The sequence below is a fragment of the Pedobacter sp. MC2016-15 genome (assembly GCF_026239695.1).
Lineage (GTDB): Bacteria > Bacteroidota > Bacteroidia > Sphingobacteriales > Sphingobacteriaceae > Pedobacter.
On sequence record NZ_JAPIVS010000001.1, the window covers coordinates 407958 to 425491 of the forward strand.

General features: G+C 45.2%; 14 protein-coding genes. 2 read left to right on the forward strand and 12 right to left on the reverse strand.

All coding sequences use genetic code 11. The features are described from left to right. Positions 1 to 35 precede the first annotated feature (35 nt). The gene (locus OQY15_RS01875) at positions 36 to 917 is read right to left on the reverse strand and encodes a cyanophycinase (protein WP_265787028.1); all 882 of its coding nucleotides are present in this window, start codon (positions 915 to 917) and stop codon (positions 36 to 38) included. A 920-nt stretch (positions 918 to 1837) separates the two neighbouring features. Further along, positions 1838 to 2620: a DUF1269 domain-containing protein gene (locus tag OQY15_RS01880; RefSeq protein ID WP_265787030.1), complete on the reverse strand. Its 783-nt coding sequence runs from the start codon at positions 2618 to 2620 to the stop codon at positions 1838 to 1840. A 187-nt stretch (positions 2621 to 2807) separates the two neighbouring features. Between OQY15_RS01880 and OQY15_RS01885 the strand changes: the two genes are divergently transcribed. Continuing rightward, complete coding sequence (locus OQY15_RS01885) at positions 2808 to 3011, forward strand: hypothetical protein (protein WP_265787032.1); 204 nt, start codon at positions 2808 to 2810, stop codon at positions 3009 to 3011. Positions 3012 to 3033: 22 nt separating this feature from the next. Here OQY15_RS01885 and OQY15_RS01890 read toward each other — a convergent pair whose 3' ends face one another. The 3 genes from OQY15_RS01890 to OQY15_RS01900 all read right to left on the reverse strand — a co-directional run bounded on the left by OQY15_RS01890 (position 3034) and on the right by OQY15_RS01900 (position 4759). Beyond that, positions 3034 to 3192: a hypothetical protein gene (locus OQY15_RS01890; RefSeq protein ID WP_265787034.1), complete on the reverse strand. Its 159-nt coding sequence runs from the start codon at positions 3190 to 3192 to the stop codon at positions 3034 to 3036. Between the two features lie 36 nt (positions 3193 to 3228). Then, entirely contained in the window at positions 3229 to 3912 is a 684-nt protein-coding gene (locus OQY15_RS01895) for a transporter substrate-binding domain-containing protein (RefSeq protein ID WP_265787036.1), read from the reverse strand. 121 nt (positions 3913 to 4033) lie between these two features. Further along, positions 4034 to 4759 carry a DUF92 domain-containing protein gene (locus OQY15_RS01900; RefSeq protein WP_265787038.1) on the reverse strand — a complete coding sequence of 242 codons (726 nt, stop codon included), beginning with the start codon at positions 4757 to 4759 and terminating at the stop codon, positions 4034 to 4036. A gap of 50 nt (positions 4760 to 4809) precedes the next feature. On the opposite strand from OQY15_RS01900, the gene OQY15_RS01905 reads away from it, so the two are divergent. Next, positions 4810 to 6066, forward strand: a complete 1257-nt coding sequence (locus tag OQY15_RS01905) for a BamA/TamA family outer membrane protein (RefSeq protein WP_265787040.1) — start codon at positions 4810 to 4812, stop codon at positions 6064 to 6066. Here OQY15_RS01905 and OQY15_RS01910 read toward each other — a convergent pair. The 7 genes from OQY15_RS01910 to OQY15_RS01940 all read right to left on the reverse strand — a co-directional run bounded on the left by OQY15_RS01910 (position 6063) and on the right by OQY15_RS01940 (position 17530). Next, positions 6063 to 8627, reverse strand: a complete 2565-nt coding sequence (locus OQY15_RS01910) for a DUF5686 and carboxypeptidase-like regulatory domain-containing protein (protein WP_265787042.1) — start codon at positions 8625 to 8627, stop codon at positions 6063 to 6065. The two genes, OQY15_RS01905 and OQY15_RS01910, sit on opposite strands and share 4 nt — an antisense overlap. A gap of 219 nt (positions 8628 to 8846) precedes the next feature. Then, the gene (locus tag OQY15_RS01915; protein WP_265787044.1) at positions 8847 to 9791 is read right to left on the reverse strand and encodes a helix-turn-helix transcriptional regulator; all 945 of its coding nucleotides are present in this window, start codon (positions 9789 to 9791) and stop codon (positions 8847 to 8849) included. Positions 9792 to 9842: 51 nt separating this feature from the next. Then, entirely contained in the window at positions 9843 to 10943 is a 1101-nt protein-coding gene (locus OQY15_RS01920) for an efflux RND transporter periplasmic adaptor subunit (protein WP_265787046.1), read from the reverse strand. 53 nt (positions 10944 to 10996) lie between these two features. Next, positions 10997 to 14281 (reverse strand): efflux RND transporter permease subunit, encoded by a 3285-nt coding sequence (locus tag OQY15_RS01925; protein WP_265787048.1) that lies wholly within the window; start codon positions 14279 to 14281, stop codon positions 10997 to 10999. A 15-nt stretch (positions 14282 to 14296) separates the two neighbouring features. Next, the gene (locus OQY15_RS01930) at positions 14297 to 15616 is read right to left on the reverse strand and encodes a TolC family protein (RefSeq protein ID WP_265787050.1); all 1320 of its coding nucleotides are present in this window, start codon (positions 15614 to 15616) and stop codon (positions 14297 to 14299) included. A 365-nt stretch (positions 15617 to 15981) separates the two neighbouring features. Next, on the reverse strand, positions 15982 to 16611 hold the full coding sequence (locus tag OQY15_RS01935) for a methyltransferase domain-containing protein (protein ID WP_265787056.1): 630 nt from the start codon (positions 16609 to 16611) through the stop codon (positions 15982 to 15984). A gap of 10 nt (positions 16612 to 16621) precedes the next feature. Continuing rightward, on the reverse strand, positions 16622 to 17530 hold the full coding sequence (locus OQY15_RS01940) for a hypothetical protein (RefSeq protein WP_265787058.1): 909 nt from the start codon (positions 17528 to 17530) through the stop codon (positions 16622 to 16624). Between the last annotated feature and the right edge of the window lie 4 nt (positions 17531 to 17534).

A 17534-nucleotide genomic window follows, 5' to 3' on the forward strand; every position in this document is an offset into this window, starting at 1 on the left:
ATGAATTGATGTTATTAAATAATTGCGTTAATAATTTATTGAGCGGTTTTCGGAGTTTTGACCGGAGCTATTATCTTTCTATTTTTCAAATCATAACTCTGACCACTTTGAAGTAATACAAAAGGTATATTTTTCTTGACGATCGTATCATGATCATAGATTGCGACATAAGATTTCCCTACCACTTCCAGTGTATCTTTCTGCACCACCACTGCTGTAGCTTCATCCAGTCCGATACCAATCAGCTTTGGGGAAGAACGGATAAAATCTACCAGATCGAACTGCCTGTTGCGTTTCAGCAAATGCTGATCAATTGCTGAGTTTTTCAGGAAGCCCAGTCCCTGCGTATGGTCACCCACCAGGATATCCGGTCCGCTGGTATCCCCTCTCCAAAGAAAAGAGCCCTGGATTGAAGCCCCCGCCGAACTTCCTGCGATTACCCCTCCGCGTTTCAGCACATCATTAAATGCCTGGTGCGTCAGCGTGTTGAGATAAGCATCAGCGATCCTCCACTGGCGACCGCCTAAAAAGTATACACCTGTAGCCTGTTGAATAGGTTTGATAAAACGTTCTGAATTGGCTTCCGACAGACTGCCCGTATGTAAAAGTGTGACACTCTTAATGCCTGTGATCTTTTTGATCAGTTCGATATCTTTTTGGTCGTACGCAGCAGAATCACCCACAGCTGCAGTAACCACAACGATCTTTGCTTTATCCCTGCCCCCTGCGAGCGACACAAACTTATTCCAGACAGATGGAGTTTCGCCAACATTGCCGCCGATAATCAGTAGTGAACCGCGCTCAGGACCATGTTTAGTCACCGAAGCAGTATCAATATGTATGGGTTGCTGCGCGAAAGTAGCGGAAGAAGTAGCCACCATAAGATACAGTACCACGCTGTTAAAAAAGGCTGTCATAATCGGTTGTTTATGATAAGAGGTCATCAATTTTCGTTTTGCTTTAATCAGAATTTTGCTCACAGTGGAGCCCGGCCAATGGCCATATAGTTTAATACATTCGGCAATGCCCTCAGGGCGCTGCGAAAAACAATAATAGTTCTGGTAATTACAAGAGAATCAACAACAACACAGCTGCTGCTGAAAAGAATTTACTGATCCTGCCCTGTTGAATCGGCCGGAATTGATGAAAAGTAAAGTTGAGCTCATAGCGATTCTGCTGATAATACGTTAATTATTTGTGCTTCTGTTTTTCAAATGTAGTATATAATATTATACAAACCAATTAAATCTACCTTTTTAATAGATTTTATGAAAAAAGACACAAAAATGCACTTAAAGCGCTATGAACAGCACATGAGTGGCCCTTCCACTAATGAATTTTGATGGACGCGGCCGGCTGTAAATGGAGAACGTGAATGAAGTAATTGATCAGTATGACCGAAGTAAATGACCACTGATGTTTTGATAACTCTTGAGCAAACTATTGCAAAATCATGAAATCCTGAAAAAACCTGAAAAAAAATATGACTGCTGAGTTTCGACATGCAAGATTTTGCCCTTCGCAAAATGTTGAGGAGAAAATTAGCAGCCATATTTTTTGTAACACTATTGAACAAACTGTCACTGAATCATGAAATCCTGAAAAAACCTGCAAAAAAAATATGACTGCTGAGTTTCGACATGCAAGATTTTGCCCTTCGCAAAATGTTGAGGAGAAAATTAGCAGCCATATTTTTTGTAATGCTATTGAGCAAACTCAGGCAACGGACAAAAAAATACGACTACTGACTTTTAACAAACAAGATTCTACTCTTCGCAAAATGTTGAGGAGAAAATTAGCAGTCATATTTTTTGTAACGCTCCAGAACAAGCCAGTATTACCGATTCTTCCGCAATTGCTCCAGCCTCGCTTTTTGCTCCGCTATGCGACTCTGCAACCGATCATGCCTCTCCTTCTGATGAATCGCCTCATCAACATGATCCGCCTGATGCGAATGCCCATTCTCCACCCATGTGGTATACTGTTTCTCCTGATGATCTACATTCCCGCTTAATCGCTTCAACAAATCCTCGCGCTTGATCTTCAGATCCAGCAGCTTCTCATTCATCTCATGATGATGCGCCTCGTCAGCAGTCAGGAATTCCGTCTCCGCATGTTTGATCTTCGCATTCAAGTCTTCAATTTCCGACAATGCCGGTGAATAAATCTCCTCATCGATATCAAACCTGTGCACTTCATCTGCAAGTGGCTCAAGCACGGTATCAACCGGTGTTTCCCAATCCTCCCAAACATGCGCTACCAGTAGCGACTTCCCGTTCGGCACATTTGCAGAAACCCTGTCCAGGTAATCCGACATCCCTTCGGCCCTTGCCGTATCCCCCGCAGCACCCGCAACCATTCCGGCCCCGATACCTACGAGCAGACCCAGCGGACCTGCCAGCAGACCGATCAGCCCGCCAATGATACCACCACCTATCGCACTGTACCCTTCTGCTTCATCCTTTGCCGAGCGGATCGAGACCCCACCATTTTCATCTTTTGATAATACATAAAATTCGCCCAATGATATATCATGCACCGCACTCAGTTCCTGAATTGCAAGCAAACCTTTAAATGCGTCCTTTTCAGTAGAAAACAACGCCTGAATCATTCTTTCCATAATCGTCTATACCGGTTAATAGTTTATACCTAAGATAATGAAATAAGCGTCGATATTGTTTGCCGATTTTTAGCGTTGACCAAGGGAATAATGCGATTCGCGTAATATTTTTTTAGGTAAATACCAAAATGCCTACTTTTACGATGTAATGAGATATCTGGCAATAAATATAAATTACGATTTGGATATGGACTGGTACTGCAAATGTGCTACTGTTCTGGATTGTTACACCTACTTTGACAGTTTGGGTCCCGGACATGGTCCGAGAACCGCTATATATGATATTGAGATGAACACCTACCTGTGGATCAATGATAGTCATCTGAGGACCGATCAAAGATTAAACGGAATTGTGCTTGATGCAATGAAAAAGATCAAAGCACAGATCTAAAATTTACCTTGATTAACTATTACTAACCTAAAGGGCAATTGCTACAGCGTTTGCCCTTTTTCCATTTCTCGCAGCATTTCTTTTTCTTCTTTTTATCCTTATCGGACTTATCTTTTTTATCAGACTTCTTATCCTTGTCCTTATCTTTCTTCTTGTCCAATAAATAGGCGTACGTGTTCATGAAATTACTATAGGTATATGATAGGGTTATCAATTATCAGACCAGCCTGATATTGCTGAACCACTTCTTAAAAATCTTGTCGTAGGTACCATTCTCCTTCAGCAGATTCAATGCCCCGTTGATCTGGTCTTTCAGCACCACATCCCCTTTTTTCATGGCGATCGCATATTGAGATTCTGTACCCGGCATAAACATACCAATTTCCAGCGATTTATGTTTATGCAGAAAACCTCCGGCTATAGGAGAGTCATCAATCAGCACATCGATGCGTCCCGCCACCAGCTTCTTATACAATTCATTATTAGTTTCCGCATGCACCGTCACATTTGAAGGGAAGGCAGACATCACATATTTTTCCGCGTCTGTAGCGATACGGATCCCAATCTTTTTATTCGTGAAGTCACTCAGGTCGTTTAACATTACCCCTTTATTTACAATTGCGCAGAGCTGAAACTGTAAATAAGGTTTGCTAAATTCCAGGATCATCTTTCTGGAAGGCGTCATTGTTACGGCTGAGCAGATCATATCCAGCTCGCCCTTGTATAATTTCTCGAGGATCGTTGCCCAGAGAGAAACCTCATAGTGAAGTTCTAGATCCAGCAGTTCAGCAACAGCAGAGATCATATCGACCTCAAATCCCTCAAACTTAGCGGAGTTATAATCACTGTGTAAGGGAAAAGGAGCAGCTGAATCCAGACCAATCTTCAAAATTCGGTTCATATTTTAATTCTATTTTAAGTTTTACCGGGCTCTAAACCCTTTAATCCCGGCAATTTTAATGAATTTAACATCAAATTCATATAAAGTACAATATATCGATTTCATTGTTACACTGAGCAGACTAAACCAGGGAAAATAACATAAAAAATACCGCTGCTACCACCGCTGCGAATGCAGTACTGATAAAATTGACCTGATCATTTGATAGCAAACCCTTTCTTTCCAGACTTGCACCTACAAAAGAGTCCGAATAATTACCTGCAATACCAGCAATCACAACGATCAGAAAGCTGATAGTAAAGCCATTGCTCAGCGCATAGATCAGCGCAATCAGCATCGCCCCTGCCGCACCGATCAGCGTTCCCTCCAGGCTGATCACCCCATCGAGACCCCGCTCGTCTTTCTTCCAGCTGATGCAATTGTAAAAGTTGCTGCCGTAAAGCACACCCAGCTCTGAGGACAGCGTATCTGCCATAGCGGAAGCGATAGTGCCACTGAGCATCACCAATAGTATAGAATGATAAGCTGGAAAGAGCAGCATCAGCACTGCGATTAAAGTCGCCATCCCTGCGTTCGCCAGCACCTGCCAGGCATTACGCTGTATATGATCCCCGGGTTTATCGAGCAGTTCCTTTTTCCTTCTGCCCCAGGTTGTAGCAATCGTACCAGCCAGAAAGAATACCGTCAGCATCAAGATACCCGGATAACCCGCAGCTGCATAAAGAAGAGAGCCACATATCAAACCTGTGAAAGCAGCTGCAGGAGTCAGTTTTTTAGCGTAAATGCTAAAAACTACACCAGCAATCAGCAGCAGCACTACAGGAAGGTCATTCAGTTGAAGTATCACTAGTCAAAGTTATCTTTTTAATTATATTTACCGTATAAAACCAGATCACCGTGTTCAGAAAACGCTGCCTGCCTGCACTTATTGTCTTTATCTTTTCTGCAGGCTTTAATCAGATACTGGCACAGGAGATCGCCACCCCGAAGTATAAGTTACCAAAAGATACGGTAGATCATGAGGCTGAAGGACAAACAGATGTAAATGATGTGTACCGTGCGGTCTTTCAGAAATTCAGGAAAAGGCCACCCAGAAACAAGAAGAGCGGCAGCCTTGCCCTGCTCCCCACCATTGGCTACACCCCCAGTACAGGCTTCGCTTTTGGCGCCGATGTATCCGGAACGAAATACCTTGGGGATCCCGATAACACCACCTTATCAGTTTTTGATGCTTTCGCCACCATTTCTACCAATGAGCTCGCCCTGCTGCAGCTGACACATAATGTTTATACCAGAGGTAATAAATGGAATATCCAGGGAAGTTATAACCTCGGAAAAACCATTGTGCTGGATCATGGACTGGGCACCGGTTTTAAAACCCCGGAGATACAGATCAGGTATAAGTTTATGCGCTTGAGTGAATACGTTTACCGCAGCTTTATGCCCAACTTTTACGCTGGCGCCGGACTCACATTTAACTACTATGGCGATATCGATGAAGAGCTGAATGGTGCGGAAGGTATCAAAACATACAATTATCATTACAGTATGAAAAACGGCTATCCGCCGCATAGTTATTACGCCAACGGCTTACTGATCAATTTGCAGTATAATACGCGCGATCAGCCCTACCGACCGTACAAAGGGCTGTATGTGGATTTGATACTACGTTCCAATCAGAAATGGCTGGGCAGTGAAAAAAGCGCTTTACAGCTGAAGACTGAAGTGAGGAAATACTGGGGTTTGTCGCGCAACAACCCCGAGCAGGTACTCGCCTACTGGCTTTGGGGATCATACCTGCTAAACGGCTCCGTACCCTATCTGGAGTTGCCCGGTACAGGCAGTGATGTCAACCAGCGACTCGGTCGCGCCTACACCATCAGCCGTTTCAAAGGGCCTTCGTTTTTTTATAACGAGATGGAATACCGCTTTCCCATTACCAGGAATAAATTGATCAGTGGGGTAGCCTTTTTAAACGTAGAAACAGCAAGTAACCAGTCGGGCGTAAAGCTGTTCAATTATTGGGAACCTGGTGCGGGCGCAGGTTTGCGCATCCTGTTTGATAAACACACCCGCTCCAACCTGTGTATCGATTACGGTGTAGGAAATTATGGTGCCAGAGGTGTTTTTGTAGGACTGAACGAAGTATTTTAAAACTCAAACTGCACCTTTGCCCGCAACCCATACTCCGATACTCCCGGATTATCCAGATAGTTGAAACGCTTTACCATATCCAGACGCAGCACCTTGAAGATATTCCCGATCCCTATACTACCTTCGATATAAGGCTCCTTACCCAGCGAGTACGTCCTGGCAACGCCCTCTTCATTTTTTGGAAACTGCAGCAGATTACGATGAATATTTGGATCATTCTCATCCCTGATGCCGCCGATCAGCCCTTTAAAAGTAGCGTATTCACGAAGTTTTAGTTTCCTTAACAAGGGTATCCTGTTGAATATAAATCCGTTAAAATTGTGGTCAACATTCAGGCTCACATAGTGGTCGCTCACAAATTCCTGGAAGTTCATCAGGTTATAGGCGTAGACCTGATAAGAATACGACTGATTGGCATGGTGAATATCCAGCAGCGGAAAAGGCACCTTCCCGAAGATATACCCTCCTTCGAGCCTCATATCTGAGCGGCCGAACTGTGAAAGATAAAATCTCTTATCAATTGTTCCGATCAGGTTCTGGTATTCGTACTGCCCTCCGAAAGCCCCCTTCATGCCCGAGGCGAAGTTCAGTTCAAACACGGGATATTTCTCTATCGTACGCTCCCGCTGAGTCTTGCCCTGATAGAAACGTTCCTTAGGTGCATAGCGCAGCTCCAGGTTGAATTCGGCACTTGTGATATGATCGGCACGTATCAATTGATTATTCTGGTCGAAACTCTCATACAGCAGCGTTCCTGCAGGAGTTTGCCTCCAGCGTCTGAAACCAATATTGAAGGAAAAGTGGTTGGCATATTCCTGCATGTACTCCGCGCGGTAAAACTCACTGTAGATAAACTGGTTATTGACGCCTCGCCGGAACGAAGCAGCAATATTATCTTCCGGCACCGCCGTTTTAGACTCGTCGCCCGGTATGTCCACATCCCTTTGATAACTCACACGGATAAAACTCTGTGGAAACTTATAAATTGACTTGTTATTCAACGAGTACGCCGCACTGCCATAATATTTCCATTTCTCGTCCTTGAAGCCATAGGCCCCATATCCCGAGAAGTACCAGCGCGTACTGAAGTCGGTCGTTGTTCTTCCTCCGAACCTCAGCCTGAAACCCTCCAGGTTATTAAAACTGTAAAAACTATAAAAGGGCCCTACGTCTATCGTGCCGAATTGTTTGTAACCAATAAACAGAATCGAAGCCACATCCATCAGGCGTTTAAAGGATTTCATTTGCCCCAGCGTATCAATATTGCTGTAGATCTTCATCTTATCCTTTGCCGAAGAATCCAGACGGTTTTCTGCCCAGAACTGGTCCGACCGCTTTTCTGCATCAGGCGCAAGCACCAGGCTTTCGCCGCGGTACAGGCTGTCGGGATGCTCCACATTGGATTTGTAGTCCTTGATGATTACCGTCCGCTCCCCTTTGAAACCCCTGCCCCCTTCTTTTCCCAGACCAAAATCTACCAGCAGATGGCTTTTACTCATATGATACTTACTGGCGGTATCCTTTTCAAAGTTCAGCTTCACCTCCATCGCCCGGATGAAGTTGATGTTCACCCCCTTGCCCGTCTTTAAAAAGGCATCCTGCACGGCGTACCTGCCATCCATGGTGATATAAATCCGGCCTTCGAAGAGCAGCCCGTTTTCATTCCTTGGGATGAAAGATAACTCAATCAGATTCGGGGTATGCGTTTTGACCGTATCGGTGATAAAAAACTTATAAAATGCCGGTGCCGCATCTGCAATCGGACTCAGGAACTGGCTGTTGGTGAAAGTAATGTTGTTCTTGTAGATATCCACGTCTGCATACATCCTTTCGAAATATGTACCTATGGCATTGTTATCCACCAGGCTTTCATCAAAGTTCACATGTTTATCCGCCAGCATGATCACCTTTGTTTTCTCCGGGTTCTTGCGGTAGTAGTTTTGGGAAAGCCGCTCCCTCAGGTAAACCGGGAGGATATTCTTACCTCCAACGGCTGTGGAGTCCTGCTCATCAAAGAGGAACTGATATTTGCGGAATATCTTTTTATTCTTAAACTTATCACTGAGGTTACTGAGAGAAAACTGCATCCAGTCGTACTGCTGATACTCCACCGTTTTCTCACTCTCCAGCCTGTTCATCGGCTTATGCTCAATAACTTTACGGATAAGCTCTACGGCAGGATTATCTTTATTGCGGTACCGCGCTCTTTTGGCGCCACTGATCTTCACTTCTGTGAGGCTTTGCGACTCTTCCTGGAGCCTGATATCAATTGTTTGTGTGGTATTGGCTTTGATGTTGAGCACCTGGGATTTATAACCCACATAGTTCACCTGTATCTGCGTGAATGCCCCGGCATTGCTCAGCCTGTAATTTCCGGCAGCATCAGTTTTGGTAATCAGCTGTGAACCTTTAAACAACACCGTCACATAAGGCAAAGGAGATTTGTCCTTAGCATCGGTGATGATACCAGTTACGATCGTGTTCTGGGCGGAAGCACTGATAAAAAAGAAAAAATTTGATAAGACAAGTATATAAAAAGACTTCTTTTTAATATCATTCATATGTATCGCGCCGGGCCTAAAAGTCTTTTCTATTCTTGAACAGGATATTGATTTCACAATCTACGATCTAAAATCATCAAATCCAATGACCTAAGTCGATTTCACAGGTATCAGTTGATTTTCAGCTGTTAAAAAATGTTAAATCACGCTGATTACCCTGAAGAAGGCTTTTCAACTGCTACTATGCAATGATAACGAAGAATTTATCAAATTGTTTTTTCACCTTTTGCGCGGACCGCTCAGCTCATGATGTGCTTCACGATAGGATTTTGGGGCGACAGTCATCTGCCTTTTGAAGAACATGTTGAAGTTGGCCGGATATTCAAAGCCCAGGCAATAGCCGATCTCAGAAACATTCCATTCGGTATGGGTGAGCAGAGATATCGCCTCATTGGCAATTCTCTTAGCGATATGATCCGAGGTAGTTTTTCCGGTAATCTCTTTTACGGCATGGTTGAGGTGGTTTACATGCACATTTAATCGCTCTGCGAAAGCATTTGCCGTGCGCAACTCCAGCACATGGTCTGAAGAATACACTGGGAACTGTCTTTCCAGTAACTCAAAAAACTGTGATGAAAGACGTGATGCTGCATTGTGCGTCTTCCCTGCCGGATCCTCCCTCGGCTGCATCTTCATCGCCTCATGGATAATGAGATTAACGTAGTTACGTATCAAATCATATTTATAAGGATAATCCGTATCAATTTCTGTCAGCATCTTCTCGAATATCGCGCTGACAGCCATCACCTGCAGCTCATCGAGATAAAACACAGGCACATCCTGAATCTTCTGCAGCATAGAATCGTTGGTACGCTGCGAATGCTGCCGCATGAAACTATCATTGAACAAACAGAAGTAGCCCGACTGAAATTCGGAGGTGGTCTCCCAGGAATAGGGAACAGTAGGATTGTTGAACAGCAGCGCAGGGCCATCGATCACAATTTTTTCATTCGGATAATGGAGGACGCCCTTGCCCAGGATGAGGGAGATCTTATAAAAATCCCTTCTGTTATAGGGTGAAGGATTGAGTGTGCAGTAGCCCAGACGTTTGAAAACGTTGAAATGCCCGTTGGGAACATCGAGGGTAGATTTGGGAATAATCACATCGGGTCTGTTTGCAGCAAACATCTGATAGAATTCCAGGAGGGACATACTTTTCTTCACGCCATAAATTTGCGCAAAATTCCAGTATGTCCCTCTGTTTTGATTGTAATTTTATGGTTTGATAGGTTGTCCGGCACGAATTTCTTCAGATGCCTGAGTCACGAGCTGATCACCTTCAGCGATATCTCCAAAAATCTCCACCTTATCATCCGTTTCACGACCTTTTTTGATGGTTACGATCTCCGCTTTGTTATCTTTTGCACGGATCACATAAATTCCTTCCGGTCCGTCTACAATTGCACCCTTAGGTACGATAAAAGTGCTCACATTTGCCGGCAAAGGAATAGAAACATCTGCCACCATGCCCGGCAGCAGCTTTTTCTCAAGGTTAGGCACATCCATTTCTACTCTTTCTGCACGCAAACGCGAATCCAGGGCTCCTGATAACCTTTTTACTTTGGCTGTAAACAGCACATCCGGTTTAGACTTAACCCTGAAACTTACCACATCCCCATCTGTCAGGTATCCGGTATACAATTCCGGAATGGAAACCACCAGCCTCAGGTGTTTCTGCTCCTGGATGGTAAAGATCGGCAATGCAGATCCTGAACCTGTAGGCCCCACAAAAGCGCCTAAGTTCACATTTCTCGCAGATACTACTCCGCTGAATGGCGCACGGATCTGCAGGTAGCCAATCGTGCTTCCCACTTCTTTGTAGGCCGCTTTTGCTGCGTTGAGCTGTGCCAGGTCGGAGTTTCTTTTCGCTATCGCCTGATCCAGGTCGTTCGTAGAAATGGTTCCCGGAGTTTTACTTGTTTCCAGCAACCTGTCGTACGTAGCCTTACTGGCAGTGGAGATGGCTTCCTGCGAGCGTAACCTGGATTCTGCAGCAGCCAGTTGCGAAGTTGTTTCCGGTGCTTCGAGCGTCATCAGCAGCTGACCTTTGGTCACTTCCGAACCTATATCCACATTCAGTGTTTTCACAAAACTGCTCACCTTGGCATACAAATCTACCTGCTGGTAAGCGATCAGTTCGCCCGGCATTTTCAGGGAAGTGGAAATGGCTTCTTTCTTTAGTGAAAAAGTGGGGATGGCTACTTCTGCTGTCCCCGGGTCCTTCTTTTCTTCCTTATGGCTACAGCTGCTCAGAATAGCTGCAAAAGCAAGACTGCTGAATAAAACTGTGCTGCGGCGGAATATCGTTGTGTTCATCTATGTATAATCTAATGTTCTTAATCTTATTTAAATATCTGGGTGCTGTTGCTTTATTTGGCTTCCTGTAAACCTTTGATGTAATGTTCACTTTCTTCATCTTCAGGATCTAAGGACGGTGATTTCAAAGGAACTTTACCCATTACCCAGGTAAATACCATCGGCAGGATCAGCAGTACTGCAAAAGTTGAAGCGATCAGTCCGCCGATTACAGCTCTTCCCAGTGGTGCAATCGCGTCCCCACCTTCTCCTTCTCCTATCGCCATTGGCAGCATACCTACAACCATCGCCGCACTGGTCATGATGATCGGGCGTAAGCGCAATCCTGCAGCTTCACGTGCAGATTTCAATGCATCCCCATTCTGTTGTCTGAGTTCCTCCGCATTGGTAATGAGCATCACGGCATTCGCCACAGACACCCCTACCGACATAATGATACCCATGTAAGATTGCAGGTTGAGGGTTGAACCCCAGAGCATCAGCACCACCAATGAGCCCAGCACTACTGCCGGTACGGTGGCAAGCACCACAATCGGTACCCGGAACGACTGGAAGTTGGCGGATAACATCAGGAAGATCACCACGATGGCCACAAACAGTCCGTTTTGTAAGCTCAGCAACGTTTCATCAAGCACTTTACCCATACCGATCTGTTCAACGGTTACTCCCCTCGGCAGTTTGCCAATTGTAGCAATGGCTTTGCTCACATCCTTATTTGCGGTTCCCAGATCGGTATTACGCATGTTAGCCGTAACGGACAGGAATGGTGTTGCACCTACGTCATCGGCCTCGCCATAAGTTGTATCAGGCAAAATGGTAGCTACATCGCTGAGCGTTGGCCTACTCATATTTGGAAGCACAGGTATTTCGCCCATATCATCCTTGGTCATCATTTGATTAAAAGGCACCTGCACCTGTACAGAGTAGGATAAACCTGCTTTCTGATCAACCCAGGTATTTTTTTCTGTATAACGGGATGATGAAGTAGAGGCTACCAGTGAACGGGAGATATCATTGAGGTCGACCCCCAGCTGTGCCGCACGTACCCTGTCGATATTTACGTTCAGCGCAGGATATTTATATGGCTGTGCAATCTGTACATCTCTCATGTAATTGATGGCTTTCAATTTTGAAAGCACCTTACCCGCATACTCTTCGTTCAGCTTTTTATTCTTACCTGAAATCCTGACTTCAACAGGTGTTGGTGATCCCTGGCTTAATACTTTCTCTGTCATCTCGATAGGTTCGAAAGAAAGTTTTACATCAGGCATCATCTTACGGGTGCGGGCACGGAGCTCATCCTTGAACTCTTCCATATCTCCTTCCCATTCTTTCAGTGATACCTGGAAAACGGCTTCGTGCGGACCGCCCATGAAGAGGTAAATAGGGTTTACAGAGTACTGTGAAGGGTGCTGCCCCACATACACAGAGGATATACCTACGTGTTCTGCACCGGCAATATTCTGGATTTCTTTAAGGATCTTGTTGGACATCTCCTCGGTACGCTCCAGACGGGTACCTGCAGGGGCACGCATCCTGAGCTGAAACTGACTGCCGTTTACTCTTGGCAGTACATCACGCCCGATGTTTACCAGCAACAATGCGGCAAGGCCGATGATGAGTACAATATAAGTGATGACCACAGTCTTGGTGTATTTGAACATCCCGTTGATGATGTTCATGAACCCATTTCTGAATTTGTCAAACTTGGTCAGTTTCTGGTTGTGATTGAACTGCGTTTTATCAACGAGGATCTTTTTCTGGTCGGCCAGGTGATGTTCCGATTCCAGGCTAAGTCCCGTTTGGTTAAACTGGTCTTCATCCTCAGTGATGCTGTCGTCGGTTTTCTCATGTTTGATCGGATGTGCAACCATCAGCCAGTTGGCCATAACCGGCACAAAAGTTTGTGAAAGCAGGAAAGACACGATCATGGAGAAGCCAATTGCAAGCGCCAGTGGCAGGAACAATGCTCCTGGAATACCTGTCATGGTAAATGCCGGGGCGAATACCGCCAGGATACAGAAGAGGATCAGCAGCTTTGGAAAGGCGATCTCCTTACAGGCATCCCAGATGGCGAGTGCCTTGGGCTTATGCATATCAAAATGCTGGTGGATATTCTCTATGGTTACTGTAGACTCATCGACGAGGATACCAATCGCGAGGGCTAAACCTGAGAGGGACATGATATTGATTGTTTGTCCGAATAATTTGAGGAAGAGTACTCCCGAGATAATGGACGTCGGGATGGTGAGGATTACGATCAGTGCCGCACGTCTGTCACCCAGGAATAACAATACCATCAATCCGGTGAGTACCGCACCGATTACCCCTTCTTTGATCAGACTTTCTACGGAGTTGATTACGTAAACCGACTGGTCGAACTCATACGAAAGCTTTACATCTTCCGGCAGGGTGTTCTGGATTTTTGCCAGATTGGCCTTTAAGCCTTTCACGACATCCCAGGTAGAAGCATCGCCTGATTTTGCGATGTTCAGGTATACGGAACGCTTGCCATTGATCAGGGCATATCCCTGTGTTAAATCGGCACCGTCCTTCACAACAGCGACATCCTTTAGATATATATTTTGCACAGCGCCCTTAAACAGGGGGATGTTTTCAAAGTCCTTTACTTTATTGATCGTATAATTTGTAGGGGTGATATAGTTCATATCTCCTATCCTGACGTTTCCTGAAGGTGCAGTCTGGTTGTTTACCTTAATGGCATTAACAATCTGATCTACAGTAAGGTTATGAGAACGCATCAATCCGGGATCTACGTTGATCTCGATGGAACGCGGGCTACCTCCGGATGGTGCCGGTGCAAGTAATCCGGGAACAGCGGTGAAGGATGGACGCACAAAGGTGTTGGCGAGATCCTGCAGTTCATCATTGGTTTTGGTGGGACTGCTGAGTACCAGCTGACCTACAGGCAATGACGAGGCATCAAAACGGATCACGAAAGGTGGCTGTGAGCCCGGCGGGAACTGCGATTGAGCCCTGGTCGACAAGGCACTGAGCTCGGCTGCCGCCTGGGCCATATTGGTTCCCTGATAGTAGGTGAGTTTCATGAGCATCAGACCTTGTGTGTTCTTGGTCTCAATGCTTTTGATGCCGTTGGCGAAAAGCAGGATGTTCACATAGTTCTTACCGAAATAAGCTTCCATTTGCTCCGGAGTATACCCACCAAAGGGGTGCGCGATGTAGATCACCGGCAGGTTCATCTGTGGCAGGATATCTACCTTGATGCTGGTCATGGCGCTGATTCCGAAGAATAGCATCCCTGCAACAAACACCATGATGGAGATAGGCTTGCGCAGTGCGAAACGTATTAAATTCATATCTTGAGGAACGGCTTAAAATTCGTTAATAAATAGATTGTAATCTCCCGCAGCGGCAGATTTGATCAGCAGCGCCTGCCATACATTGGTATAGGCAATATCTCTGTCGGTCTCTGCCCGGTTGAGTACAAACAAGGCCTGTGTAAGATCTACGAGGGTGGCTAAACCATTTTTGTACTGGACGCTCTTTTGAAGATAAGCCTGTGCTGCAGCCTTTACCTGCTCCGGTGCTTCCATATAGTTGGCCATGGCATTCTGAATCTTGGTCTCAGACAGTGCCAGTTGCGAATGCAGCTGCTGATCGGCGAGGTTGTACTCGTTCTCCAGTCCGTAGGTGGTGTAACGCTGAGCCCTGACCTGTGGGGTGGTCTTTAGGATGGAGCTTAAATTCCACACTACCCCTACGGCAAACAGGTAATTACCCCTGGTAGGATTGATTCCATCGCTGTAACTGTGTGTAAAGGCATTCTGGTTGGTCGCATAGTTAGGATCAAAACCGGATCCCCTGCCCTGTAACACCCCTGAGAAGGTAAAGGTTGGATACATTAACCTTTTGTAATAGTTGGTTTGCTCATTGCTGACATCTACCCTGCTTCTGAAATATTTGAGTGTAGGATGCTGACTGAGGTTGCTGCTGGTATCTTTTAATAAGATCGCATGTGGCACGTGATTAATGGATGCGGTATCCAGCGTAAAATCTGTGGCAGTAACACCAAGAAGTACCCCTAGTTTGTTGGCCTGCTCCTGCTGGAGGTCGATCGCGTTGGTAAGGAGCATCCTTGCGCTGGAAACCTGTGCGATGGCCAGTGCCGAATCTACGCCTGCGATCAGTCCGTTTTTAGCACGGACAACTGCGTTATCTTTAAATACAATGGCTCTTTCCAGGTTGCGCTGCTGCGATTTGGCGATGCGCTGTGCAGCAAGCAGGTTGAGGTATGCAGCCGAAACGCGGATCTCATGCTGGAAGATCTCCTGACTCAGATCATTCTCGTCACGATGCAATTGTTGTTTGGAAACTTTGATTCTCTCTTTGATACGTCCGAAGGTGAAAAATTCCCAGTTCACATTGCTGAGGTATAATGCTCCGAAAGCGGCATTCCAGCTCTGAGATGGCAGAGTTGGCCCTGACGATGAAGCATTGAGCCCAAGGCCGATGGGCGCAAAAGGCCCTGTCTGTCCGTTTACAGTTCCATAAGCGTTCTGCGCCGACAGGCTGAAGTTGGGCAGGTACTCTCTTTTGGATTGGGTGACAGTCTCCTTAGAGGCGCTGACGTAGTTAGTTTTTGCCTTGATGGTTCCGTAATTCGCTATCGCAGTACTTATGGCCTCTTTCATATTTAAGGTCTGAGCATCGACAGCTATATTAGCGCACAAAAAAGAACAACATAGAAGGGTGGATACGGGTAATCGGGGCATCATTAATTCAATTAAATTAAATCGGTGTTCTACTTAGTGTTATTAGTACACAACAAATGTAAATGACAAGCATGGTCAGGAACATATTCCGTTCAAATCAATACTTATTAAATTCAAATAATTGTGGCCTGGAGGAGTTTAAATCGCCATTTCTCTAATATAGGGCATCTGGTGCTGCAAAAAAGATTACCTGCACGATTGTTACAATAGTACTGTTACATTGTGGTTACACTCGCTTTACACTTAAGTTAAAATGTGATTAAAATAAGTTTTTTGAAAGGGTATTAAGATTTTTGATAAACTATGGATTTGATGAATCCGGAGTAGTACTTTTTCACCTGCATCTGGTGATAGTGATGCTGCTGAAACATGGCTTCGGTATTGATCAGGGTGTTGGTTTCAACTTTGGAAATGCAGCGGAAGAAAAAGTACATGGCTTTGAGCATGAGCTTTTGCCATAACTTACCTTCGCTGGCGGTATAATAAAAGTCTGAGAAGAGCCAGAGTCCTTTTTCGCGGAGGGTATTGTTGAGTATATCAAATACGATGCTGATCTTATCTTTTGAGAAGTTATCAAAGAGGAATGCGGTGATGATGACATCATAGCTTTCTGAAGTTTTGAAATCTTCTGCAGCAGCGTGGATATAAGTGACATGGTTTGCTTTTACATCTCGTTTCCCGGAGAGTTGAAGCATTTTTTCGGAGATCTCTATATAGGTGATCTCCAAACCTTCCGGACGGATTTTACTGATCTCTTCGAGTATCCATCCTGTTCCGCCACCGGCGATGAGGATTTTGCTATTTGCCGGGATGAGGTGCAGCTGATCGGTCTGCGCTCTCAGCTGTGCACGAAAGTAAACCAGCCTGCTGAGCACATCGTAATACCGGGCAATGGGGTCGTAGTTGTTCTGCATGGCTTTTCGTTTATATCAGTAACATCCCCAGGCTGCCGCAAATGGCTTTGACCATAATTAACCCATCGATTACTATCAAATAATAAAAAATATTCTTTTTGTTATCCATTGAATAAGCCACCAGCAGGGTAAGTATAAAAGGTATCAGATTAATGATAATCCTTGCGGGGGCGAAATGCTGGAAATAGGCAAAGACCAGTAATGATAATATCCCGAGCAACAGCAATGGGATGAGGATATAAAAGATGGTCTTTCTGATACCTATCCGTACCGTAAAGGTTTTGAGATGGGCATTGGAATCAATTTCATAATCTTTCATATCAAACATGATGGCGTTCACGGTGCAGAACATCCAGTTTTTGATAAACAGAAAGAACCATAAGGGGGATTCTGTGAAATCTACAGCTGACTCTATTTTCAGCAGGATCAGCGGCAGCAGGTTTGCGGTAGCGGCCCAGATGAATCCGATGATGAAGGGTTTTAACCAGCCTGTATTACGGAGGTTAAGGTTAAAAAAGAAAACGGGCACCAGCCCATAGTACAGGATAGCCATACCAATGACAACGGCCACGGTTATCCAGTATACCAGCGGAAGCTGCAGTATGGCCATATAATCGCGGCTGAGCATCCACAGGAATACCACAAAAGCGATGGCACTGAGGCTGATCTGGCTCCAGTAAATAAACCTGTGGTGTTTGCCATACCAGGCCGTTCTTGGATTTTGGGTGTTTTCGCTGCTTTTGGCACCCATATACGCATAGGTATAATAAATAATGGGTGCCAGAAAGAGCAGTGTATAATAGCTCAGAGAATTGAAGGGTAATCCGAGCTGCAGGGTGGATTCAATCGTTAAGGCGACGGCCAGTAAGCCTACGAAGTAGTTACCAAAAAATATAAACCTTAAAATCTTGAATCCCATATTT

Excerpts from the sequence above, each read along its gene's own strand:
- OQY15_RS01875 (WP_265787028.1), bottom strand. The coding sequence starts at position 917 with ATGACAGCCTTTTTTAACAGCGTGGTACTGTATCTTATGGTGGCTACT.
- OQY15_RS01940 (WP_265787058.1), bottom strand. The coding sequence starts at position 17,530 with ATGGGATTCAAGATTTTAAGGTTTATATTTTTTGGTAACTACTTCGTA.
- OQY15_RS01885 (WP_265787032.1), top strand. The coding sequence starts at position 2,808 with ATGGACTGGTACTGCAAATGTGCTACTGTTCTGGATTGTTACACCTAC.
- OQY15_RS01925 (WP_265787048.1), bottom strand. The coding sequence starts at position 14,281 with ATGAATTTAATACGTTTCGCACTGCGCAAGCCTATCTCCATCATGGTG.
- OQY15_RS01920 (WP_265787046.1), bottom strand. The coding sequence starts at position 10,943 with ATGAACACAACGATATTCCGCCGCAGCACAGTTTTATTCAGCAGTCTT.
- OQY15_RS01890 (WP_265787034.1), bottom strand. The coding sequence starts at position 3,192 with ATGAACACGTACGCCTATTTATTGGACAAGAAGAAAGATAAGGACAAG.
- OQY15_RS01895 (WP_265787036.1), bottom strand. The coding sequence starts at position 3,912 with ATGAACCGAATTTTGAAGATTGGTCTGGATTCAGCTGCTCCTTTTCCC.
- OQY15_RS01910 (WP_265787042.1), bottom strand. The coding sequence starts at position 8,627 with ATGAATGATATTAAAAAGAAGTCTTTTTATATACTTGTCTTATCAAAT.
- OQY15_RS01880 (WP_265787030.1), bottom strand. The coding sequence starts at position 2,620 with ATGGAAAGAATGATTCAGGCGTTGTTTTCTACTGAAAAGGACGCATTT.
- OQY15_RS01935 (WP_265787056.1), bottom strand. The coding sequence starts at position 16,611 with ATGCAGAACAACTACGACCCCATTGCCCGGTATTACGATGTGCTCAGC.
- OQY15_RS01930 (WP_265787050.1), bottom strand. The coding sequence starts at position 15,616 with ATGAAAGAGGCCATAAGTACTGCGATAGCGAATTACGGAACCATCAAG.